At 55.4% G+C, this 22,721-nt stretch carries 22 protein-coding genes; 12 read left to right on the top strand and 10 right to left on the bottom strand.

Features of this window, described 5'->3' with window-relative positions; translation table 11 throughout:
• The first annotated feature begins 20 nt into the window (after positions 1 to 20).
• Positions 21 to 1,052 carry a hypothetical protein gene (locus DYY88_RS21175; RefSeq protein ID WP_039726279.1) on the top strand — a complete coding sequence of 344 codons (1,032 nt, stop codon included), beginning with the start codon at positions 21 to 23 and terminating at the stop codon, positions 1,050 to 1,052.
• Positions 1,053 to 1,498: 446 nt separating this feature from the next.
• The gene (locus DYY88_RS21170) at positions 1,499 to 2,635 is read left to right on the top strand and encodes a PP2C family protein-serine/threonine phosphatase (RefSeq protein ID WP_039726278.1); all 1,137 of its coding nucleotides are present in this window, start codon (positions 1,499 to 1,501) and stop codon (positions 2,633 to 2,635) included.
• Positions 2,636 to 2,808: 173 nt separating this feature from the next.
• On the opposite strand, the gene DYY88_RS24345 is transcribed toward DYY88_RS21170, so the two are convergent.
• Positions 2,809 to 2,976 carry a hypothetical protein gene (locus tag DYY88_RS24345; protein ID WP_165390135.1) on the bottom strand — a complete coding sequence of 56 codons (168 nt, stop codon included), beginning with the start codon at positions 2,974 to 2,976 and terminating at the stop codon, positions 2,809 to 2,811.
• A 505-nt stretch (positions 2,977 to 3,481) separates the two neighbouring features.
• Here DYY88_RS24345 and DYY88_RS21165 point away from each other — a divergent pair.
• Positions 3,482 to 3,940: a globin family protein gene (locus DYY88_RS21165; RefSeq protein WP_039726276.1), complete on the top strand. Its 459-nt coding sequence runs from the start codon at positions 3,482 to 3,484 to the stop codon at positions 3,938 to 3,940.
• A 452-nt stretch (positions 3,941 to 4,392) separates the two neighbouring features.
• Positions 4,393 to 7,794, top strand: coding sequence for a PAS domain-containing protein (locus DYY88_RS21160; protein WP_207223366.1), 3,402 nt, complete (start codon positions 4,393 to 4,395; stop codon positions 7,792 to 7,794).
• Between the two features lie 98 nt (positions 7,795 to 7,892).
• On the opposite strand, the gene ccmP is transcribed toward DYY88_RS21160, so the two are convergent.
• Together ccmP and tilS are read right to left on the bottom strand one after the other, a co-directional pair.
• Entirely contained in the window at positions 7,893 to 8,531 is a 639-nt protein-coding gene (gene ccmP, locus DYY88_RS21155) for a beta-carboxysome protein CcmP (protein WP_039726275.1), read from the bottom strand.
• Positions 8,532 to 8,643: 112 nt separating this feature from the next.
• Positions 8,644 to 9,654: a tRNA lysidine(34) synthetase TilS gene (gene tilS / locus DYY88_RS21150; protein WP_039726274.1), complete on the bottom strand. Its 1,011-nt coding sequence runs from the start codon at positions 9,652 to 9,654 to the stop codon at positions 8,644 to 8,646.
• Positions 9,655 to 9,778: 124 nt separating this feature from the next.
• On the opposite strand from tilS, the gene minC reads away from it, so the two are divergent.
• From minC to DYY88_RS21135, 3 genes are all read left to right on the top strand, one after another.
• A complete protein-coding gene (minC, locus tag DYY88_RS21145; protein ID WP_039726273.1) occupies positions 9,779 to 10,585 on the top strand; it encodes a septum site-determining protein MinC in 807 nt (268 codons plus the stop codon).
• A 184-nt stretch (positions 10,586 to 10,769) separates the two neighbouring features.
• A complete protein-coding gene (locus DYY88_RS21140; RefSeq protein WP_039726271.1) occupies positions 10,770 to 10,967 on the top strand; it encodes a hypothetical protein in 198 nt (65 codons plus the stop codon).
• Positions 10,968 to 11,085: 118 nt separating this feature from the next.
• A complete protein-coding gene (locus DYY88_RS21135; RefSeq protein ID WP_039726269.1) occupies positions 11,086 to 11,589 on the top strand; it encodes a Tic20 family protein in 504 nt (167 codons plus the stop codon).
• A 140-nt stretch (positions 11,590 to 11,729) separates the two neighbouring features.
• Here DYY88_RS21135 and DYY88_RS21130 read toward each other — a convergent pair whose 3' ends face one another.
• Positions 11,730 to 12,581, bottom strand: a complete 852-nt coding sequence (locus tag DYY88_RS21130; RefSeq protein ID WP_084607022.1) for a fumarylacetoacetate hydrolase family protein — start codon at positions 12,579 to 12,581, stop codon at positions 11,730 to 11,732.
• 133 nt (positions 12,582 to 12,714) lie between these two features.
• On the opposite strand from DYY88_RS21130, the gene rpsF reads away from it, so the two are divergent.
• A complete protein-coding gene (rpsF, locus tag DYY88_RS21125) occupies positions 12,715 to 13,092 on the top strand; it encodes a 30S ribosomal protein S6 (RefSeq protein ID WP_039726268.1) in 378 nt (125 codons plus the stop codon).
• Between the two features lie 8 nt (positions 13,093 to 13,100).
• Here rpsF and DYY88_RS21120 read toward each other — a convergent pair whose 3' ends face one another.
• The gene (locus DYY88_RS21120) at positions 13,101 to 13,304 is read right to left on the bottom strand and encodes a hypothetical protein (RefSeq protein ID WP_130199550.1); all 204 of its coding nucleotides are present in this window, start codon (positions 13,302 to 13,304) and stop codon (positions 13,101 to 13,103) included.
• A 25-nt stretch (positions 13,305 to 13,329) separates the two neighbouring features.
• Here DYY88_RS21120 and DYY88_RS21115 point away from each other — a divergent pair, with 25 nt between their 5' ends.
• Positions 13,330 to 13,944 (top strand): DUF4231 domain-containing protein, encoded by a 615-nt coding sequence (locus DYY88_RS21115; protein WP_039726267.1) that lies wholly within the window; start codon positions 13,330 to 13,332, stop codon positions 13,942 to 13,944.
• Positions 13,945 to 14,147: 203 nt separating this feature from the next.
• Here DYY88_RS21115 and DYY88_RS21110 read toward each other — a convergent pair whose 3' ends face one another.
• On the bottom strand, positions 14,148 to 15,203 hold the full coding sequence (locus DYY88_RS21110; protein ID WP_039726266.1) for a potassium channel family protein: 1,056 nt from the start codon (positions 15,201 to 15,203) through the stop codon (positions 14,148 to 14,150).
• A gap of 244 nt (positions 15,204 to 15,447) precedes the next feature.
• On the opposite strand from DYY88_RS21110, the gene DYY88_RS21105 reads away from it, so the two are divergent.
• Together DYY88_RS21105 and DYY88_RS21100 are read left to right on the top strand one after the other, a co-directional pair.
• The gene (locus DYY88_RS21105) at positions 15,448 to 16,677 is read left to right on the top strand and encodes an HhoA/HhoB/HtrA family serine endopeptidase (RefSeq protein WP_039726265.1); all 1,230 of its coding nucleotides are present in this window, start codon (positions 15,448 to 15,450) and stop codon (positions 16,675 to 16,677) included.
• Between the two features lie 273 nt (positions 16,678 to 16,950).
• Positions 16,951 to 18,144 (top strand): DNA double-strand break repair nuclease NurA, encoded by a 1,194-nt coding sequence (locus DYY88_RS21100; RefSeq protein WP_039726264.1) that lies wholly within the window; start codon positions 16,951 to 16,953, stop codon positions 18,142 to 18,144.
• Between the two features lie 61 nt (positions 18,145 to 18,205).
• Here the strand turns inward: DYY88_RS21100 and DYY88_RS21095 are convergent, their stop codons facing one another.
• From DYY88_RS21095 to yidD, 3 genes are all read right to left on the bottom strand, one after another.
• Entirely contained in the window at positions 18,206 to 18,943 is a 738-nt protein-coding gene (locus tag DYY88_RS21095; protein WP_044151130.1) for a metallophosphoesterase family protein, read from the bottom strand.
• Between the two features lie 178 nt (positions 18,944 to 19,121).
• Positions 19,122 to 19,406: a hypothetical protein gene (locus DYY88_RS21090; protein ID WP_039726262.1), complete on the bottom strand. Its 285-nt coding sequence runs from the start codon at positions 19,404 to 19,406 to the stop codon at positions 19,122 to 19,124.
• Positions 19,407 to 19,473: 67 nt separating this feature from the next.
• Entirely contained in the window at positions 19,474 to 19,800 is a 327-nt protein-coding gene (gene yidD / locus DYY88_RS21085) for a membrane protein insertion efficiency factor YidD (protein ID WP_044151129.1), read from the bottom strand.
• A 210-nt stretch (positions 19,801 to 20,010) separates the two neighbouring features.
• Here yidD and DYY88_RS21080 point away from each other — a divergent pair, with 210 nt between their 5' ends.
• Complete coding sequence (locus tag DYY88_RS21080; protein ID WP_039726261.1) at positions 20,011 to 21,738, top strand: ABC transporter ATP-binding protein; 1,728 nt, start codon at positions 20,011 to 20,013, stop codon at positions 21,736 to 21,738.
• A 152-nt stretch (positions 21,739 to 21,890) separates the two neighbouring features.
• Here DYY88_RS21080 and DYY88_RS21075 read toward each other — a convergent pair whose 3' ends face one another.
• Positions 21,891 to 22,502 (bottom strand): adenylate/guanylate cyclase domain-containing protein, encoded by a 612-nt coding sequence (locus tag DYY88_RS21075; RefSeq protein WP_044151128.1) that lies wholly within the window; start codon positions 22,500 to 22,502, stop codon positions 21,891 to 21,893.
• Between the last annotated feature and the right edge of the window lie 219 nt (positions 22,503 to 22,721).

Here is a 22,721-nt window from a genome sequence, read left to right as displayed (position 1 = left end):
GATAGGGTGCTGCCAGAGCTGTGTTGAGCCGAAATCAGTTTCAGACCCCGCGCTGGGTTTGGGTCAACAGCGCGATCGCGGCTGCCCTGCTCCACTCTCTGGTGGCTTGGTGGGGATTAGCCGCTTGGCAACAGCGGCAGAGCGAGGTGGCGACGCCTGTACCGATTAAGTTCATTACCTTATCGCCCGCTACAGCGGAGCCTACCCCCGCGACGACCCCGATCGCAGAGGAGGTCACCACCCATCAGTCCGACAATACTGCTGCCAGCCCACCCCCGCCGCCAGCAACTGAGCGCGTCCCCACCACCAGCGAACTCGCCCCGGTGTCACCACCATCCACGCCGTCGCGTACACCAGTGACACCGACGACGACTCAGCCCGTCGCGCCTGCCGTTGCCCCCACAACGCCAGGGGTGCCAGCACCAACGCCACCTCAACCGCCTTCCCCGGCAACTCCGCCGCCAGTCGCCGCCCCGACCCCGCCGCCCTCAACAGTCACACCACCGCCTGCACCCTCGGGGTCGCCTCCCGCCACATCGTCTCCGCCACAGTCCGTCACCCCGGTGCCACCCAGCGGTGAAGCGTCAAGTCCTGTCGTGCCGCCGAGTTTGCCGGGTGACTCCGGCGGTGAGAATAGTGACGCCCCCCCGGTTTCTGAGGGGCCAACGGGGCCATCGGCCACTGGACTCCAGTCTTGGTGGTCCTTGCAGCCAGTGCCAGGGGGGGGCTCCGATATTCACGATCAGCCGCCCCAGTTACCCCCTGGTTGGCAAACTGAGACGGCGGCTGTATTACAAGGGGCCGCCTGCTCAACTGGCCTGATTCCAGTGGGTTCGACCGTTCGGATAACGATGTGGCCAGCAATTGATGCTCAAGGTCAGATCATGCAGTTTTTACCCTGGGAGGAGAATGCTACTGTGCCTGCTGCCGTTCTGCAGTGTATTGAAACGTTGGCACCGCAACTGCCACCACTCGTACCGGCGCAGGATGATGGGGTCGCGATCGCCTCGGACGAGGTGGTGCTAGTCATTGAGCTGCGCGGGACTCCATAACCATTGCTCGCGGGTGCTTAGTGATCAGTATTACCAGCGGCGCTACATCGGTTGTTTTGCCAGCCGAGAGAGCAGTATCGTGTGTGCAGCGATCGCTCCATACAGCCCACGATAACGGGGTACTAACACTGATGATTTTCCCGGTCAGAGCATGTTTTATAGAAGCGCCCAGGACTCCAAATCTCCGTATCTCAAGTTAGATCACGCACACCTGTAGCTATCCCCACTGACAGTCCATTAGCCGCCTGATGCATCGTTTCGGCAAAATCAGATTAATCTGTGAGAATCGTCAGGCGTGAACAGCACATTTTATTGAGGTTGGTGAGTTGGGGGCACATTACCACTGGTGGCGGGTCATCTTAGTTATGCAAGCGTGGTAGCTAGGGGCAACACTCAGCCGTCAGCCTGACTATGGCAGTTCGTCAATTTGGATAGGATTTCTCTGGATGATGCAGATTCTGGTGGTCAACTCAGATGCAGCCGTTCGTCATTGCCTTCTTCAGTGGCTCGACGCCGCCGAGTATGACATCACCTTTTGGGATGAAGACCCGCGAGCTCTTGATCTCACCCACTTGAGTGAACCGCTGTTGATCATTGGCGACTGGCAACAAGCATCAGCAACGGATGATTTATCGCTCTGGCAGAGCTGGAAAGAGCACCCAGACACTCCCCCACTTTTTTGTCTCATGTTGGTGGCGGCTGATCGGCTGGCTGATGTGATGCCAGCACTGTCAGCGGGGGTTGACGATTGGCTCGCCTACCCGCTGGATGAGGTGACTTTGCGCGCGCGACTCTTAGCTTGCCAGCAAGTCTTGCAGCTCCGTCAAGACTTGCAAGCCCAAAAAGCCCAACTGCAAGCGGAACTAGCGGAAGCAGAAGCTTATGTCCGATCGCTACTGCCGCAAGATCTCACCAAAAAGGTGCCGATCAATGCCCGCTTTATTCCCTCCAGTTCGCTAGGAGGCGACTGCTACGACTTTTACTGGCTCGATCCTGATTACCTGGTGATTTATTTGTTAGATGTGTCGGGCCATGGTCTGGGCTCAGCGCTACTGTCGACGTCTGTGTTGAACATGTTGCGATCGCAAGCGCTCCCCGATGTGAACTTTTATCGTCCCGAAAAAGTGCTCCAGGCGCTGAACGACACGTTTCAGATGAACGACCAGAATGAAAAGTATTTCACCATGTGGTACGGCGTCTACAATCGCGCCAATCGCCAACTGATGTACACCAGTGCCGGACATCCACCCGCCGTGTTGATTTCACCCCAGACAGGCCAAAAGCACTCGGTGGAACCGTTGAAGACGCCAGGATTGCCGATTGGTATGCTGCCCGACGTCCAATACAGTTGGAATCGCTGCGAGATTCCCCCCGGCAGTCGCCTGTACTTATTCAGCGATGGTGTTTACGAAATCAAGCAGTGGGACAACACCATCATGGGGCTAGAAGACTTTATCGAGATTCTCTCAACCCACGACTTGAGTGAGTCAATCGACGAGATTTTGATGCAGGTGAGCCGCCGCGCCCAAGAGCACACTACCTTTTCCGACGACTTATCGCTGCTAGAAGTCTATCTGGACTAGGTAAAAATCATGCCGACCAAAGCTCGGGCCGAGACATCTGCCACCCGCAGAACTGACCAGCTTCAGAAACAACAGAGCTAAGGATCAAGGTCAGCTTGACTGCCGATGGCGTGAGCTCATTTGACTGCGGGCTCGCCTCACTCACTGAGCCGACTTGCCTACCCAACAGAACTTTAGAGATAGTGATCAATTACAACTGCCAGGGATGCGGCAAAGCCGGTAATGCCCATAGCTAACCAGGGGCTTTGTCCTTGAGCGACTGCTAATGACGTAATAATGCCAGCGCCGATGGCAGCCACTACAAAGGAACCGAGCCAGTCTTTTTCGCGCTTTTGATACATGAGATTTACGCTTGGTAAAAAGAAAATTCTGTCGCAGCCCTCAAGTTATCACCACGCTGTGAGTGATTTGAGGATCAGGCCCATAGCTGCAACCAAGGTTAAATTTGAGAGATATTTCTTAATGAAGGATTGAGTCAGAGCGGAGCAGCGATCGCAGTCTCGCGCAGTCTCGGAGCGATCAGGCAGAAACTTTCACCCGATGACGATCAGGGCTGCGCTCACTCACCTCATCGATGCCCGTCCGAGAGCGCTCACTCCGCAAACATGAACTTTGATGAATCTTAAAGAGATATTGCGATACCTCAAGTCTGTTGAAGGGCAGACTGGCGGCAAGTCGTTACAGCAATCTGCGGCTGGGACGTTTCTAGGCTCTCAAGCCTCAGCTTTGATCCTTAGATGACTGGTCAATTCATTGATATCGGCAAACGTTTGGCAGCCGAAGCGGTTAGCTCACAGCCGCGATCGCACCGATGAAGCACACAAATTTTGGAGGCAATCTTTCACCATGTTAGCTACCTTACACAATGCGGCAGTCCAGGCGGATGGCCGCTTTCTCAATGATGAAGAACTCCGGAATTTGCAAACTTATGTGCAGTCTTACAAGGCGCGTTTGGCGACGTATCAGCTCTTGAGTCAACGCGGCGAGGCCCTTGTGATGGCCTCACTGCGACAGCTGGCCTTGACCCATCGGCAAGAGGTGCAAACCCATAGCGCCAAATGCAAGCGCGACATGAGTTATGCCCTGCAAGAAATTGCAAAGGCCGTGTTGACGGGGGATCCAGAAGTCTTTCGTCAGAGCTTTTCGCTGTGGATGGAAAATATTACTCGCGCGGTTCACAAAGGCAACTCCGCCGCCCGCGCTTACACCTGTCTCAAGGCGGAAATTCAAAAAGAGCTGCCCGCCGAGTGTGCCGCGCTCATCGTGCCATTTATCGATGATTTGATCACCTCCTTCTCGGGTTAACCAGTGATGTTGTTGCCCCGGCGGCAGCTATGACTTCCCAAAAGGTGAAGAGCATGTTGCTTGAAGCCATGGGGTTTAATCGCAAAGATTGCTGACGCGATCGCAGTTTTTGGGGTCAATTTGGGGATATTAGTACTACCCAGTGAGCTCAATACTCCGGTGTGCTCACGCTGGGGATCATTGAGCCATCGGTCGATGTGAGCCAGAGGCCAGGGGGTTTTGCATCGTTCAGCGGCAGCAGGTTCCAAAGCAAACGGAACGAATGCCAGGAAGCCAGGGCGGCGCTTTTCTCAACTCAGGGCGAGCGCAGGTCACCACAGTCCCTCACCTCTGGACCAGAACGGCGAGGGTGGGCGGGTTCCAAAAAAGACGCTGAATCAGGGCGAAAAGGGTAAATCTGGGTGGCGGAAACTGAAATCAAACTGGCCATGGTCAATCACCGTTCCAAATCAATGCCCGACATGACAACGACTGTGGAGCTCACTCAAGATTTGCTGCATCAGGCCCTGAATGAAGTCTCAACGGCGATTTACATCAAAGATCGTGAGCAACGATTGCAGTTTATCAACCAGGCCTGCTGCCAACTGGTCGGCTGGCAGCGTCGTGACCTAAATGGGGCAACAGAAGCGGACTTGTTATCGCCTGCGATCGCTCAACAGTTGGCCGCTTTAGATACGGCAACCTGGCACGGGCAGGGGCATAACAATTCGGTCACGGTGGTGTTGACGCCGGAGCATCAGTCGTCCTACACCGCCATGCGACGCACTCAGGTATCGGCCGATGGCGCATCATTAATTTGCTATTTAGAGGCCGTCACGGCGAGTGCGGCAGTTACCTCAGGTAAATTGCCTGAGACCTGGCCCAGTGCTCAGTTAGAAGCCTTGTTGGCCAATGTACCAGCGGTCATTTATCAACTCCAACGCTCGACTCAGGGAGATTTACAGTTTGGATTTATCAGTCCGGGGGCGTATGAGGTATTTGGGTTAGGCTCTGACCTGATCTTGGCGAATGCCGCGCAGGTGTTAGACCGCATTCATCCGCTCGATCGCCCGCAATTTACCGAGACGTTGTTAGAGTCGGCGGCCACTTTAGTCGCATGGCGTTGGGAAGGCCGCTATTACAAACCCACTGGCCAGGTTGGCTGGCTCCAAACGGTTGGTCGGCCCCAAGTCGGCGCAACCGGGGCGGTGGTGTGGGATGGCCTGATGATGGATGTGACCAGCCGTAAGCAAGCCGAGGCGGCCACCATTGAACAAGCGGTGATGGAGCAGGCGATCGCGGATAACGAAACCCGCTTTCGCACCATCACGGAAACGATTCCCGGAGCGCTGCTGCAACTGCGGGTGCTAGATGAGGGCTATGCGATCGATTTTGTGAGCGATCGCATCCAAGCCCTGACCGGCCTGACACCAGCGGCGTTAATGGCCGACGCCCAAACTTTTTTAGATCGGCTCCATCCCCGCGATAGTCAACGCTTTCAAGCCACCATTAACGAGGCGGCTCAAACCCTTAGCCCCTGGAAATTTGAAGGGCGGATTGTGGCCCTCAATGGCGACACGCGCTGGTGGCGCTTAGATGCCATGCCCGTGCCGCAAGAACTGGGCGAGGTCGTCTTTTGTGGCGTTTTGCTAGATGTCACCGAGCGCAAAACTATTGAAGAGGCTTACCGCGAAAATGAGCGACAGTTGCGGATGGCGCTCAAGGTGTCGGCCATGGGGGTGTGGACGTGGGACATGGCGACGGATCAAATGGCCTGGACGACAGAACCCGGCACATTATTTGAAGCGTCGGCAGTCAGTTTCTGCGACACGTTCCACACATATTTGCAGAATGTCCATCCCCACGATCGCGAGCGACTGCAACAAGCGGTCAGTCAAGCGGTCAATACCGGCCACGAGTATCAAATCCAATACCGACTCTTGCTGGGAGACGACACCATCCGCTGGGTCGAAGAACGGGGCGGCCTGTGGCGTGACCCCGACGAATTGGTGCTGGGGCTCATGGGCACCGTCATCGACATTACTGATCGCCGCCTGGCCGAGGCCGCTCTGCAAGAGAGTGAAGAGCGCAATCGCACCTTAATCAACAACATTCCGGGGGCGGTATACCGCTGCAAAGCGGACGCCAATTGGACGCTGCTATTTCAAAGTGACGCGATCGCCGAAATGACCGGATATCCGGTGGATCATCCCATTCACCAAGAAGAGTGGCGCCTCATTCATGGGGCTGACCGCGATCGGGTGGACCGCGAAATTACCGCCGCGATCGGCCGTCGTCAACCCTTCGAAGTGGAATATCGCATTCGCCACGCCGACGGTAGCACCCGCTGGGTCTTAGAAACCGGACAACCGATCAGCGACAGCACCGGCACCGTGCAGCTCATTGACGGCGTCTTGACCGATATCACCCGCCGCAAAGAGTCCGAAACGCGACTCCAAGAACTCGCGCGTCGCCAAGGGTTAATTAATCGCATCTCGACTCAGATTCGCCACTCTTTAGAGCTGATGCCATTGCTACAAACCACCGTCGAAGCGGTGCGCAGCCAACTCATCACCGATCGCGTAGCCGTCTGTCGGTTTCAAGCTGATGGGCAGGGAGTCGTCATTGTCGAAGATTGCGCCCCCGCTTGGCCTTCCATTCTCGGGGCCACGGGGCTTGATAACTGCTTCCCAGCCGGGTGGGTCGACGACAACTTACCTAACCGGGTGCGCGACATCCCCGATATTTATCAGGCAGGCTTTCACCCTGACCATGTGCAATATCTCGAAAGCTTGCAGGTGCGGGCCAACCTCATCGTGCCGATTTTGCTCAAACAACAGCTATGGGGGTTACTCATTGCCCACGAATGTCGTGGCCCACGGCAGTGGACGGTGGGGGAAAGCGAACTCCTGAAAGCCTTGGCCGACCAAGTGGGCATTGCCATTGGTCAGGCCGACCTGTACGAGCAAGCCACCGAAAATGCGGTGCGAGCTCGACAGCAAGCCGCTGACCTCAAGGCGACTCTGGCGGAGTTGCAGCGCACTCAATCACAACTCGTGCAGACGGAAAAGATGTCGAGTTTGGGCCAGCTTGTAGCGGGTGTGGCCCATGAAATTAACAATCCAGTCAGTTTTATTGACGGCAACGTGGTGCACGCAGCAGAGTACACCGAAGATTTGCTCACGTTAATCGCGCACTATCGGCAAACCTACCCCGACCCACCGCCCACCTTGCAACAAGCCATCGACGCGGTGGATTTGGATTTCTTAGCCGAAGACTTTCCCAAACTGCTGGAATCGATGCGGATCGGAGCGGAACGCATCAAAAGTATCGTGGCGTCACTGCGCACTTTTTCGCGCATGGACGAGGCGGAAATTAAGGCCGTGAACCTGCATGAGGGGTTAGACAGTACCCTCATGATTTTGCAGCATCGCCTCAAGGCGCACGGCGATCGCCCCCAGATTCAACTCACCCGTCATTACGGCGACCTGCCCATGGTGGAATGTTATGCCGGCAAGCTCAATCAGGTGTTTATGAATTTGTTGAGTAATGCGATCGATGCGCTAGATGAAAAACTCGCAACAGGCGATCAGATCGAGCCCCCGCAGCTCGCGATCGCCACGACGACCATCATCCCCGACCAAGTCCGCATTAGCATTACCGACAATGGCGCGGGCATTCCGACAGACAAGCAGCCGCACATTTTCGAACCCTTTTACACCACCAAGCCGATTGGCAAAGGCACCGGCATCGGCCTCTCCATCAGCTATCAAATCGTGACCCAGCAGCATCGGGGCACCCTGGTCTGCGATTCCCAACCGGGGCAGGGCACCACCTTCCACGTCACCATTCCGGTGCAGCAGGGGACAACCTAGCGCTCTGCCCAGCTGATGAATGAGGGGAACTCGTAGCGTGGGTCGTCCAACGGTGGTCCTACGCACCTCTGCGTCGTCATGCCAAAGTTGAGAGGCGGTTATTCGTTACGGAAATCGTCGCGATCGCGACCGGGCAAGCGTTCCATCGCCCCGAGTACGGCTTGCTGCGCAGCTAAGATATCGCGCTCTTCGCCGCCCAGGTACAAGCGCCCAAAACTGCCGACCGACGTAATTTGCAAGATATTGATTAACGCCGCTTTTTCCGCTTCGTTGGCAGCCAGGGAAGCGTAGGCTGCTGGCTCGACTTCAAACACGTAAAGCGTCTGACCCGCCACGATCATGTTGCCGCGACGGCTGCGATTGATGAGCTGCACATGGTGCGAGTCGAGGTTGCGAATGACCTGGCTCGACTTAACTTGAGGCCGCAAGCAGTCACGGCGATCAACCCCCAAGACATCAAGCATGGCCTGACTCGCCGCCCGGATTTCGGCTTGACTGCTGGAGTGAATTTCTAACGTGCCGTACAGGCGCTCGACCATGAGCACAGCGGGGCGCACCACCGCCGATTTCAGGGCAATATCCATCAGGCGGTTGACTTCGATACCCGGTGAAATTTCGAGCCACAGGGACGAATCACCCGGCAGGGGCAAAAAGCCTACCGAAACCGTTCCCATGAAAGCGGCGTGCTGCGGTTGCAGACTGTCAATATATACGTAGCTGCGCAGATCAACGCCCAAAGCCTTTTGTTCTCCTGTATCTCCCCCGTCAGTATACCGGGCGACGCGACTCCCGGCGTCGGTCGACAGCGGGGCAATTTATGGATTGCGCCACGGTCGCTTTCAAGCCTCGTTATGGTTGAGCCTGTAATCGAATCCAGGGATCATCGACGATCGCGATCGCGCCCCCCGGAAAGGGATCCGTTTGACTGCGATTGGGAGCCGTGAGCAATGCGACCACTTTTTCCACCTGAGCAAATTGGGGCGCCATCGCTACCTGCTCCATCAGCCACTGACGAATGACCCGACGTTGCAAGGCCAGAGGCATGGTGCGCAGCGATCGCCGTTGGATCTGCTCATTCAGCACGCACTGTTCGTACACTCGATTGGCTTCCGCTTGCAGGTAAGCGACCTCCGCCGCCAAAATGTCCGCAGTCTGGGCTAAGGTCGCATCTACTTGAGGATTGAACTGCGTGCGTAGCATCGGCAGCACATCGAGACGGAGGCGGTTGCGGCGGTAAGCGCGATCGCGGTTCGTCGCATCCTCCCAAATCGGCACGCCAAAGTCCTGGCAGAACTGTCCCGTTTGGTCGCGAGTGATATCGAGTAGTGGACGCACCAGAGCAATGTGGGGCGTCTCAGGGCTGAGCGATCGCCACCAAGTCAACGCTTGCAAACCCTCCAAACCACTGCCGCGCACGAGGTTAAATAGGAGCGTTTCGGCACGATCGCTAGCAGTATGCCCCGTCACAACGTGGGTGCAGCCCAACGCGATCGCCATCTCCCCAAAAACTTGATAACGCCACTCACGGGCCGCCGCTTCACTACGGGGAGGTTGCGCCGCCACCTGCGTTGTGTGGGCGATCCCCAGGTCAGCCACCCATTGCGCCACAAAATCAGCATTCGCATCGGCATCCTCGCGCCAGCCATGGTTGCAGTGAATTGTGTGCAATTGCCACTGCCATCGGTGCTGCAAATCAACCAGCAAACGCAACAAACACTGAGAGTCTTGCCCCCCCGATACGGCGACTAACAGCTTTGAGGCTTGGGGTAATAAACCTGTGGATAGTCTGGCAGGGGTATCCACGCGGTGCGATCGCAAGGTCTGGTGCAATTGGGCGTGTAAAGGACTCCAAGGCTTCATGGCTGTAGGCTCCTCATGCGACCCGACCGACCGCCAACAACTTTTTCGATCGGGCAACACAGTACAGACATCCTGCTCTAAGATGGCATGGCGAGACTGCCCTATTGTGACGCTGTCGCCAACTATGAGCTTGGATTCTACCCCAGAGACTGTGGATATTGAGTCTGCCGAGGCTGCCCCAGAGCCCGCTAAAGTTGAGGTCGACCCCGCTCTCCAGGTGCGGTTTAAGACCGACAATGGCAAAACTTTACTGCTATTGCCACCGGAACCGACCGAGAGCACAACTTCACCCTGGGAAGAAGTGTGGGAACAGCTCAAGCATCGGTTGTCGGCGGGAGAGCGCTTTTGGCAACCTCAAACAGCGGTGCATCTCATGGCCCGCGATCGCCTGCTTGATGCCCGCCAGCTGCAAATGATTGTCGATGCCTTGACCGAGGTTGACCTGACGCTCAAGCGGGTTTACACCAGTCGTCGTCAGACAGCCGTGGCCGCCGTGACGGCGGGCTACTCGGTGGAACAGCAAACCTCACTCAGTCATCTCACCCAAGCAACGCCTCAGCCCGGCACGCCCCTCGACGATCCGCTTTATCTGCAAAGTACCATTCGCTCCGGCATGGAAATTCGCCATGCAGGCACGGTGATTATCCTTGGAGATGTGAATCCGGGTGGGAGCCTCATTGCCGAAGGCGATATCGTCGTCTGGGGCCGCCTCAAAGGTTTGGCTCACGCCGGGGCTAAAGGCAATCGCCAATGTCGCATCATGACCCTGCATATGGAGCCAACCCAACTCCGCATTGCGGACAAAGTGGCCCGTCCACCGGAGCATCCGCCTGCTGAATATTTGCCTGAGGTCGCCTATATCGGTGAAGGGGGAATTCGCATTGCCCCAGCCCAAGAATTTGCCCGCTGGCTGACCGAGCATCAGACCTAGATGGTCTCTACGGATGGGCGCGATCGCTCGTCGCCGTGTGCCTCAGTTGCCTGTGCTGTAGACCCGACAGCCATTAAGGTGTGTATTTTTGCACACAACTTACGGGGACCCCTCGCCTAGAATAGAGCTACATCAAACTCATATTTAATAAGAACGCGCTTGAGCATTCTGGGAGGTAGATTTAATGCTGGTTGTCATGATGAAGGATCAACTGCTGGCTCCCACCGCTGTGTGCCAAACCTGCCTCATGGCAGACCAGGGAGGGCAACCGCGTTTTCATCACGGTCGGTTGACCTGTGGGCGTTCTCTGACCAATCTGCAAGAAGGACAGCCCCCCCAGTACGAATGTCAAATGGGCTTCAAAATTGCCGATATCGGTTAAGCCAAACAGCGGGCGGGTCATCGGTGCAAATGTGAAAGTCACCTGTGCTTTCTGTGCGCTAGCGATTTGTCAGTTAGCATATGTAATGTTATTTGTTCGCGGAGGCTGAGCGCTCTCTATGACCTGGCGTGGCACAACAACAGCACAAGATCGCTTCTTTGCTTGCTTGCCCTATTTACTGCCCCTCATCGAAGTTTCGCTACTGGGGATGTCCTTTGCCGTGAGATCCGGCATCGGCCTGTTTTCTCAGTTTCCGGCCTTGGGCCTCATCCTGGTGCCGCTCAGTCCCCTGATTCGGATTTATACGGGTTTCCCCTTCGCCGGGCTGATCGTATTTATTCTGCTGTTGACGCTGGTCGTGCGGAATACCAATATTAGCCACTTCATCCGCTTCAACACGATGCAGGCGATTCTGCTCGATATCCTGCTGATTCTGGGACAGATCATTCTGGATTTGGTGCTAGTCCCCACACTGGGCACAGGGCTCTTTGTGGACACTATTTTGAATGTGGTGCTGTTGGGCATTCTCAGTGCGGTGGCTTTCTCCGTGGTGCAGTGCATCCGAGGCGAATATCCCGAAATTCCCACGCTGTCAGAAGCGGTTCATATGCAGGTGCGTTAACGCTGACTAGCCGCTCGGCGTCGCGTCTTGGCAATCCTCTTGAAATGGTTCTCCATCATTGGAGAGCCATTTTTGCTGTTGGGCAGTCTGTCGGCAGGTGGTGACAACAGCTGGCTAATGCTGCATTGAGGCGGTCCCATCTACCAACTTTGCGATTCCATGGATTCCATCGACTCGCCAGAATCTAGCGAGTCCATCGAGAGCAACTGGGCGGGTATGGGCCGGGCCTGAACGGAGTTTTCCAGGGAGCCGATGCCTTCGATTTCGACTCGCACGCGATCGCCGATCGCCAGTGGTCCAATTCCCGCCGGAGTCCCCGTCAGCACGACATCTCCCGGCAAGAGCGTCATAATCTGGCTAATGTAGGCCACCAACGCCTCCGGCGAAAAAATCATGTCACTGATTTCGCCACTTTGAACGGGTTCAGGATGTTCATTCAAGAAGGTCTGCAATTTGGCTTCGGGATTAAGTTCGCGCACAATCCACGGACCGAGGGGACAAAATGTGTCGAACCCCTTTGCCCGAATCCATTGATGATCGCGGGCTTGCAAATCGCGGGCGGTGACGTCGTTGGCAATGGTGTAGCCCCAGATTTTGTCTTGGGCCATGTCGGCATCACAGTCCAGACAGCGATCGCCAATCACCAATGCCAGTTCCCCTTCATAATCCACCCGCTGCGATTGCGGTGGATACAGAATCGGGGTGTTGGTGGCAATGACAGCGGTCGACGGCTTCATAAACAGCAGGGGCTCTTCCGGTAGATCGCCCCCCATTTCGGCGGCGTGTTTAGCATAGTTTTTGCCCACAGCAATGATTTTTGATGGCGCACAGGGGGCTAAGAGCTGATAGCTATCCGCTTCTAAGATCGTATCGGTGACTTCCCCCTGGAGCCACGGTGGCGCATCTAGTACCCGCACGCTGCGGTCAGACTGCAACAGACCATAGTGGAGTGGTCCCGCTTGCGATTGAACTCGAACGTACCGTTGCGCCATGGATTCCTTCAACTACTGGTGATATGATTGTAGATCCTTGCCTTTCGGCCCAGCGTCTAGCGCTTAACTGACCAGCGCGTTGCCTGAGGCCATTTATACCGGGAAAGGCCATTTGTCCACAAGGAGCACAGTTATGACAAGCATGATGTACGAGACGATGTACATTCTGCGGCCCGACATTCAAGAAGAGGTCGTAGATGGTGAGATCGCGCGTTATCAAGAAATTTTGCAAGAGAACGGCGCGACGATTTTAGAGACCCAGCATCGCGGCAAGCGTCGTCTGGCCTACGAAATTCAGAACCACCGTGAAGGCATCTACATCCAGATGAACTATCAAGGCCCTGGCAACGTAGTTGCGCCGATGGAGCGGGCGATGCGTCTGAGTGAAAATGTCATTCGCTATTTGACGCTCAAGGTGCCGTTGACCGAAGACTTTTCGGAATCGGATGGTTTGCCTGCGGCCGAAGCGGTGGGCGCGTCTCCTTCGGCTCCACCGCCAGGCGCTGCGTAAGCAATTGGCTACACCATATTTTGCTGCCGCCGCTGTCGATCACGCAGATCAACAGCGGCGGTTTTTTGGTGTCGGCCATCGACACCAAAAGAGCGACAGAGCTGGATCATCGCGTCAATCATGAGCGGCAGCCCGCAAACATAAACAATTTGCCATAAAAGGAAATTCTGAACGAAATCCCGGTAAAAAAGAAGTGTGGCGATCGCCGCCAATCACTACAGAATCAGAGGGCGCACCATGGCCAAGAAAGATCCCTACGTCGAGTTTCTCAAGGAAGATTTCAATGATTTGTTTGGTCAGATGGAATTGACCCCGATTCAGCGGAAATTTTTGGCCTCTCGCTGGCTAGATCAAGTGCTGTGGATGGAAAAGAAGGCGAATCAATGCCGCGATCGCCATTATCGGCTCCGCTTGTCAGCCATCATTCTGGGCGTCATTGTGCCAATTTTGATTGGGATTAATCCGGGCAATCCAAAAGTTGCGAAGGCACTACAATACGCCACGATCAGCCTTAGTGCGATTGTGGCTGTTAGTGCCGCTGTAGAAGAATTTTTTCACTATGGTGAGCGCTGGTATCACTATCGCCGCACGGTAGAGTCGCTCAAAACCTATGGCTGGCAATTTTCGCAGTTGAGCGGTCGCTATGCTAAATATCCTAACCACACGACGGCGTTTCAAGACTTTGCGAATCAGGTGGAAGAGGTCATTCAGCGTGACGTTGAAATTTATGTGACTCAAGTCGCGAAGAACGAAGAAGACAGTACCCAAACGCCAGTATTAGTGACGGGTCCTCTCCCCGATATCGATGATTTGTCCGGTTCTAGCGGGGATGATGATCCCAGCCTACCCTGATGGCCCAAAGCTCTTTGCTGCTGCGGCAATTCAAGGGTAGGTGCCAAGTGCAATTACTCTAGGGGGCGATCGGGGCAATCTCTCAATTTCACCGATGTCTGCAGCCGCTGGTGTCCCATAAGTCCCAGAGCGACTGTTGAATGCTGGCAGCGCAGCGAATGCGTGAAGGCGATCGCTGGCGTCTAAGGGGCTGTAACCTCTCCTTACCGACGCAAACGAGCGCCCCGATAGCGCATTTCACGCCGCATCGCTGCTTGTTGAGCAAAGTTGGGCATATCGCCTTGATGTCCCATCAGCATCAGCGTGTCGCCCTTGGCCAGATAGAGACTCCGACCCGGATGCACAATAACTTCGCCGTCAGTCCGGCGGAGTGCCACGATGATGAACGTGCCTTTGCCCCGCACTTCCACATCGCCAATGGTGCCACCGACCAGCGAGTCCTCAATGACGACTTCCTGGATTTGGATGTCGAGTTCTGCCAACAGCTCGTTGAGACCCGCTTGTCCATCCGGCTGGGCCAAAAAATCCACCGCCGCTGGGTTGGTAATCAAATGAGCCATGCGCGCCGCGCTGATCGTTGCAGGCAGCACCACGTGATTGGCACCTGCCAGGCGCAACTTCTTCTCAGTGGAGGGAATTTCGCCCCGCGCCAAAATGACTAAATTGGGGTTCATTTCTCGCGCTGTCAGGGTGATGAAGACGTTGGCGGCATCGTTCGGTAGCACCGTGGCTAAGACTTTCGCCTTTTGAATTTGCACGGCTTCCAGATTCATCTCGTCGGTGGCGTTGCCCAGGTACATGAGGTAGCCCTGCTCACGCGCCAGTTCGATGCGATCGGGGTCGTTATCTAAAACGACGAAGGGCTGGTGGGCCACTTTGAGCTGCCGCGCCACCATTTGACCAATGCGCCCAAAGCCACAAATAATGACGTGTTCGTCGAGCAGTTCAATATCTTTGTTCATACGTTTGACGTTGAGAAGCTTGCGTATTTCGCCTTCGGTGATGAGTTGCACAAAGCCTGATACGGTGTAGGCCACAGACAACACGCCCGCAATAATGACGAGAATGGTAAAAACTTTGAGCGTGGTGGAGGTGAGCGGCTGCACTTCGCCATACCCCACACCAAAAATCGTAATCACCACCATGTAAATGGCATCGAGCAGCGTCCACCCGGCGCTGACGTAGCCCGTGACCGCGATGACGACCGTCAGCAGGAAGGTGGCAATGCCGGTGACAATTCGCTGAAAAGAGGTTTGCATGGCAGTGACCAAAACTGTCTGTATCGTAGGCGAGGTTGAACTGTGAAAAACGCTACCAAGGCTACGATCGCCCCCTCTCTTTTCGATTCAGGACGAACAGCGCGATCGCCCTCTAAGGCTCTTGAACGTAGAAATCTCGAAGTTTCACAGAGTTATCACATCGCTGTAATAGCACTGTCACACCCACTGTCTACTCTAAGAATGTTAGACAGCAAACGTCCCTAAACCAAACAGGGAGACACCCATGAGAGACCACGTGACATCGACAGACTCCTCACACCACCCCGCTCGGTGGGTTTCGCGTACCGGGCAATCTTTACTCCTCATGCTTGCCGGTGCCGGATTAGCCACCGCAGGCACGGGCGCTCTGCAAGCAATGCAGCCGAGCTTTTTGGAAGAGCCCCAGGCCCAGAGCCAACCCGAAGAGGCGGCTCCCTCCACCGCGATCGCTCCGCGCATCAACGCGCCCAGCACGTCTAGTTTCGTTGCTGATATTGTGCAGGAAGCGGGCCAAGCCGTCGTCCGCATTGACGCATCGCGTACAGTCACCAGCAGCGTCCCCGAGGCATTTCAAAATCCCTTCTTTCAGGAATTCTTTGGCAACATGCCGGAGAGTCAGCAGCGCGTAGAGCAGGGCATCGGCTCTGGCTTCATCGTGTCAGAAGACGGCACCATCTTTACCAACGCCCACGTGGTGGATGGGGCAGATACCGTACAAGTGACGCTCAAAGATGGTCGCGTCGTGGATGGCACTGTGGTCGGCACCGATCCCCTGACGGATGTGGCGGTGATTGACATCGATGCGGATAATTTGCCCACTGTGCCTCTCAGCGACTCGAACCAGTTGCAACCGGGCGAATGGGCGATCGCGATCGGCAATCCCCTCGGGCTCGACAACACTGTCACCGTCGGCATCGTCAGCGCCACGGGCCGCACCAGTGGTCAAATCGGCGTCGCTGACAAGCGCGTCGATTTCATCCAAACTGACGCTGCCATTAACCCCGGTAACTCCGGTGGTCCCTTGCTCAATGAGCGGGGTGAAGTCATCGGCATGAACACCGCCATCATTCAAAATGCCCAGGGCATCGGCTTCGCCATTCCCATTAACGATGTGGGACGCATTGCCGAACAGCTGGTAACCAATGGTGAGGTGGCTCACCCTTACGTGGGCATCCGCATGGTGGAACTGACCGCCCAAAATAAAGAGGCGATCGCCGCTCAAACGGGCCTCGACGTCGCCAACGAAGAAGGCATTTTGATCGCTGATGTGGTTGGCAACTCACCAGCCGCTCGCGCTGGCCTCAAACAAGGCGACATTCTGGTTTCCGTGGGGGGTCAACCCGTGACCGAAGCCGCCGAAGTGCAAAACTTGGTCGAAGCAGCGGGCGTGGGTCAAAATCTCTCCTTGCAGGTGCGCCGCAATGGCCGCGTCGAGACCGTTACCGTGCAGCCAGAAGCCTTACCTAACGGCTAACCCCAGGCTCCGAATTTCAGTGTTACTCACACCACCGTGGGAGTGTCAGCAGCGACACTCCCATTTTTTCTTAGTGCGCCAGTGTCCTAGCAACGCTACTGTTACGGAATTCTTAACCAGATACTTAACGCCCCGCAGCAAACTCAGTCACATCTTGCCTGGTTCAGGCATACTATTTAAAAGGGACTGTATTTATCCGTCGGGTCATGCCCTTGAATCAGTCCCGAGCTATCTCCCGGAGATTCCCATCGCTGGTTGGGAAGAGACATTTTTATGTTGGATTTAATGAAGCTGGCCCAACAAATGCAGGGCATTAGTCAGCATCTGAAAGATGAGGCCGAGGCCGCTGGTCGGCGCGTGACCATCGCCAACCAACTCATGGACCGTGCTCAAGGCCATCAAGACGAACTGGTGGAACTGTGGGAAACCTGGCGCGATCGCATTCCCTTTGCCATGGCTTGTCCCGTGGAGCCGTTGAATACGTGTCTCCCCATCCAGGCCGCGCCCGACGCCCATACCGTGCTGGCAACGGACGGCTCCCAAATTTCCCCCAGCCACCACGAAATTGCCTACTGCTACTTGCTCAACGTGGGGCGGATCATTTTGCACTATGGTCAAAGCCGCTTTCCCCTGCTGGATAGCCTGCCTGAAGTGGTCTATCGGCCCGAAGACCTCTACATTTCGCGCCAGTGGGGCATCAGCACCGAAGAGTGGATGGGCCACCGCCGCACTGTCGCCGAAGTCGAAACCCTGGCCGATTTGGCTGAGGGTCTACAAATTGACACTGCCGAAGACGACCAGCCCCCCACCTTGGCCCTCACCGATGGCTCCCTGATCTACTGGTTTTTAGAAGAGATGCCTCGTGAGGCCCGCGATCGCATTCTGCCCCCCATTCTGGAGGCGTGGGATCGATTACAGGCCCAGCGCATTCCCCTGGTGGGTTATATCAGCGCCTCTCGCAGTGGGGAAGCGTTGAACTTTTTGCGGTTGCAGAGCTGTCCGTTTGAGGTGCCCGATTGCCTGACTCATTGTGCAGAAGAGCGAGATCGCGCTCCCTGTCAGGTATTTTCGCCCCTACGGGATGTGGCCCTTGAGGCGACTGTGCTAGAGTCCGGCCAGCGGGGACCGCTGTGGCGCAGTTCCGTCAGCATTTTGGAAGACTATGGCGCTCACCACATTTACTTTTGCTACGTGAATGTCGGCACCGAAGTGGCGCGGGTCGAAATGCCGGAATGGGTCGCATTGAGTCCACCCCTGCGCGATAGTGCGCTGGAGATGGTGATTACCCAAGTGCAAAAGGGCTACGGCTATCCCATCGCGTTGGCAGAAGCGCACAATCAAGCCGTGGTGCGAGGGGGCGATCGCACGCGCTTTTTTGCCCTGCTCGAACGGGAGATGATTCGCGCGGGCTTGCAAAACGTCACGACCTCATTCAAAGAAGCGCGAAAACGCGGCAGTATTGCTTAGCGTTGGGCGACAACTGCTCCCCGGTGCGAAGGGTTGAATCTTGGGGAGACGGACGCCAACTTTAGGAAACGGTGGCGCGGCGACGGCCCTGAGTAAAGGGACTACAGGCCTCTTCGAGCGATCGCGTGCGGTATGTCGCCTCAAACACGTTGAACTGATGCACGATTTCGTTATCAATATCCAGAGCGGTCAGCCAACCGCTGCGGGGGTGATACGCCCCTGTGTCAATGTCTAGCCAGCCCGGCCCTTCGACAATTTGCCCTGGCTCAATATCGGGAAACGTAAAGGTGATGGTGTGGCCGGTAATGATCAGTTTGTTTTGAAAGTACGGGTTCGGCGCGCTGTGAAAGGCATCGCGAATCCAACAGAATTCATTCGCGGTTTGCTCATCAATCGCCAGGGTGGGGTCTAAGCCCGCATGCACTAGCCAAATATCGCCCAAGTCCAGATGCAGCGGCAGCGTCCGAAACCATTCCATATGCTCGGACAGCAGATCTACATCGCGATCGTAGCTGGCCAAGGTCGATTGCCCGCCGCTGTAAAGCCAGGCTTGCAGCATATTCGTGGCGGACTGAGTTTTGGCAAAGGCGTCGAGCAGCAGCTGCTCATGATTGCCTAAAACGCAGATGAACTCCTGCTCACGCACAAAGCTGACAACCTTGGCACTTTGGGGGCCTCGATCAATCAGATCGCCCACACAATAAACTTGATCGGTCGCAGTGGGATCGACTTTGTCGAGCAAATGTCTCAGGCCCACGTAGTGACCATGAATATCGCCAATAAAAATACGTCGAGACATAGGTATAGAGAAGGCAACAGACGATTAGTGGAGCGAGGCAGCGCACGACGAGAACACATCACTCAGCGTGATCAGGCTTCATTTAAGCTAACAGACATAACGTGTCAGGATCCGTAAATGTTCTGAGAAGTGCGGATAAAAACGATGTGCAAAAGTGGGCATATTTCAGGATTTTCAACTAGCTACGGCGATCGCGCTGAATATCGTAAATCGCCTTTTCCACACACCAACGTTTAGAACGACCCGGATGATTGAAAGCGTTCCGTTCAATCAATCGTTCAGAAACGCGACGATCTTTCGTCAACCGATCCAGTCGCCGCATCAAGTTATCCGGCACGGTCGCGCCTCGGCTACGCGCCCCCTGGCTACGGGTCGCCACTAACTGACGACTGCCAGATTTGCGCCGATTTAACCACCAGATGGCAGCGCCTAAGATGGCGATCGCAAGCAGAACTTCAATCATGGCGATTGTTCAGTGATGAAGAGCACCCAGCCGCACGACTCAATTTTCTTGATGTCTGCGTCATATCCTATTGTTCCCGTTGTGCCGCCGAGGACGACGTTTCATCCTGCACCGGCGTGGCAGCATCGATGGATTGTTGCTTGATCGCCTCTGCCAACGACGTCTCCCCGACTTGCCACAATCCTTGAGGCACGGGATCATAGCCCCCCGCATGAAAGGGATGACACCGTAAAATACGGCGGCAAGCCAGCCAAGCGCCCCGTCTCGCCCCGTATTGCTGGATGGCGTCTAGGGCATATTGCGAGCATGAGGGCGTATAGCGACAGGTGGGCAGGAACAGTGGCGACACAAAGCGACGATAGCCTTGGATACACCACATCAGACACGTTTTCATAGCTGAGCGAATGACTGGTATTGCTGATCCTAGCTTGCGGTAATGGTGCTCAGGGAAGAGCCTTGTAGAGTGCAATCCGCCCTTAAGAAATGTTAAGGTGCTGGCAGTAGCTCTTAGCTATCACCACTCGTTAAGTGGATGGCGTCATCGCTGAATCGGCGTCTTAATGCTACTAACAGTTGCCTTGTTTGCCCAATCGGACTCTTCACTATGTTGCGCCTGGAAAATATTTCGAAAATTTACCCGACGGGCGAGGTGCTCAAAGATGTGAACTGGGAGGTCAAGCCCGGCGATCGCATCGGCTTAGTCGGCGTCAACGGGGCTGGCAAATCAACTCAGCTGAAGATTATTCGCGGCGATGTGGAACCGACGACAGGCAACATCATCCGCCCTGCCAGCCTCAAGATCGGCTACTTAAACCAAGAGTTTGAAGTGGAAGAAGGGCGCACCGTGCGCGATGAATTTTGGACGGTGTTTCATGAGGCCAACACGATCCATCAGCGGTTGATGGAGATTCCCCATCACATGGAGGAGGCCGATCCTGACACGCTTGAAGACTTGATTCACGAGCTCGATCGCCAGCAGCGTCAGTTTGAAGCTTTGGACGGCTATGGTCTGGATGCTCGCATCGAGAAAATTTTGCCGGAAATGGGCTTTAACCCAGAAGATGGCGATCGCCTCGTCAGCGAGTTTAGCGGCGGCTGGAAAATGCGTATGGGCTTGGGCAAGGTGCTGCTACAAGATCCCGATATTTTGCTGCTGGACGAGCCGACCAACCATCTGGATCTGGAAACCATTGAGTGGCTGGAAAACTACCTCAGAGGCGTGAATACGCCAATGGTCATCGTCTCCCACGATCGCGAATTTTTAGATCGCCTGTGTACTCAAATTGTGGAAACTGAACGGGGGATTTCCACCACTTATCTCGGCAACTACACCAAGTATTTAGAGCAAAAGGCCGAAAACCGCCTGGCTCAGCAAAGCGCTTACGAGCGGCAGCAAAAAGACATCGCGCAACAGCAAGCCTATATTGATCGCTTTCGCGCCAGTGCTACCCGCAGCACCCAGGCCAAGAGCCGCGAAAAGCAGCTCAGCAAGGTGGCGTTAATTGAAGCGCCTGACTCTGATGTGCGGACCCTAAAGTTTCAGTTTCCCCCAGCGATCCGCAGTGGCGAAGAAGTAGTGCGCATTGAAGATTTGACCCACTGTTATGACGAGAAGATCTTGTTCCTGGGGGCCAACTTGGAGATTGAGCGGGGCGATCGCATCGCGTTTCTCGGCCCCAACGGAGCGGGCAAATCAACGCTACTACGACTGATTCTTGGTCGCGAAGCACCGACCGAGGGCATCGTGCGTCTAGGCCGCCACAACGTGATCCCCAAATATTTCGAGCAAAATCAAGCCGAAGCTCTGGACCTCGACAAAACCGTCTTCGACACCGTGCAAGACATCGTGCCCGACTGGAAAATGGAGCAGGTGCGGACGCTGCTGGGTCAGTTCCTCTTTAGCGGCGACATGGTGTTTAAACAGGTAGGAGCCTTGAGCGGTGGTGAAAAAGCTCGTTTGGCGATGGCCGCCATGCTCGTGCAGCCAGCCAACTTGTTGATTTTGGACGAGCCGACCAACCATCTCGACATTCCCGCGAAGGAAACGCTGGAAGCGGCACTATGCCAGTACGAAGGGACAGTGCTCATCGTCTCCCACGATCGCTATTTCATCTCGCAAGTCGCCAATAAAATTGTGGAAATTCGCGACGGTGAACTGCGGCTTTATCGCGGTGACTATCATTACTATCTGGACAAGGTTGAGGCAGAAAAAGAGGAGGCTCGCCGTAAAGTGACCGAAGCCGAACGGGCGGCCAAGCAGTCTGCCAAACGCCGCAAGCAAAAAGAAAAACAGCAAGAAAAAGCCGCTGCTCGCAAAGCGGCCAAGGCATAGCGCGCAAGCAGCACAGCACAGTTGAGAGAGATGCTTGTAGGGGTTTGGCAGTGCCAAACCCCTACAGTCACTTTTCGGTCTTGGGGAGATTCTTTTAAGTGCTCAGCCCTTAACCGCTAGTGCTGCAGCTAACGCTGATGGCATTCCTGAATTCACGATGGCGCGGTGTCAGAGCGCAATTGGTAGTAAGTAAAGGTGACATCAGAAATCGCCCGAGTCACGCTACTGAACTGCGATCGCTGCGTTGATAGCGCTTGATAGGCCGACTCTGTCAGCAAAATTTCATCATCAGCGGCGAGGTCTTCCCCCAGTTTGGAGGCCAAATTCATTTCATGACCATAGAGGTCGCGATCGCCCACCCGCAAAACCTCGCCATAGCCAATACCCACGCTGATATGAATGTCGGCCACCTTGAGATGCGCCCTCAATTCTTGCATCGTCCACAGCGCTGCCTCAGCCCTGTCGAAACTCAGGTACAAATTATCCGCCTCGACTTTGAGCAGTTGCCCGCCGCGATTTTGGATCAGTGGCACTGATAAATCGCGCATGGTTTGAATTTGCTGCAACGTGGCAATGATGCCTTCGGTCTGAGTCAAGCGCGAAAAGTCGGCCATATCCACGACCACAATGGCGCAGGTGGTTAGGAAGCGATCGCGAATTTCCGCATCAACTATGGTTTGCCACGCTGGCTGCGATCGGCGTTGGCGCAATAAGTGGGCCAGGTGTTCTGCGTCGGGGTGAGCCGTGGCCACAAATTGTTCCATCGGTGTACTCCGGCATAAATTAACAACAACTTGGCTGCACTCATTTAGTCCGCAGCGACACCGTTACCGATTTACCAGCCTCAATTGCCGTCGCTACAGACCAAATTGTTTCTTTGCATCGGTAGCACCCTAATAAGTTTTATCATGCCCAGATCGGCGATGGCATCCCCGTTTTGCACATGAGGACACCATCAGTAGTGTGTACAGCATCCTCAGGAC

The organism is Leptolyngbya iicbica LK (genome assembly GCF_004212215.1).
In the GTDB taxonomy this organism is placed as follows: domain Bacteria; phylum Cyanobacteriota; class Cyanobacteriia; order Phormidesmidales; family Phormidesmidaceae; genus Halomicronema; species Halomicronema iicbica.
Note: the sequence above shows the minus strand (reverse complement) of the source record. Positions and strands in the feature narration are given on the sequence as shown.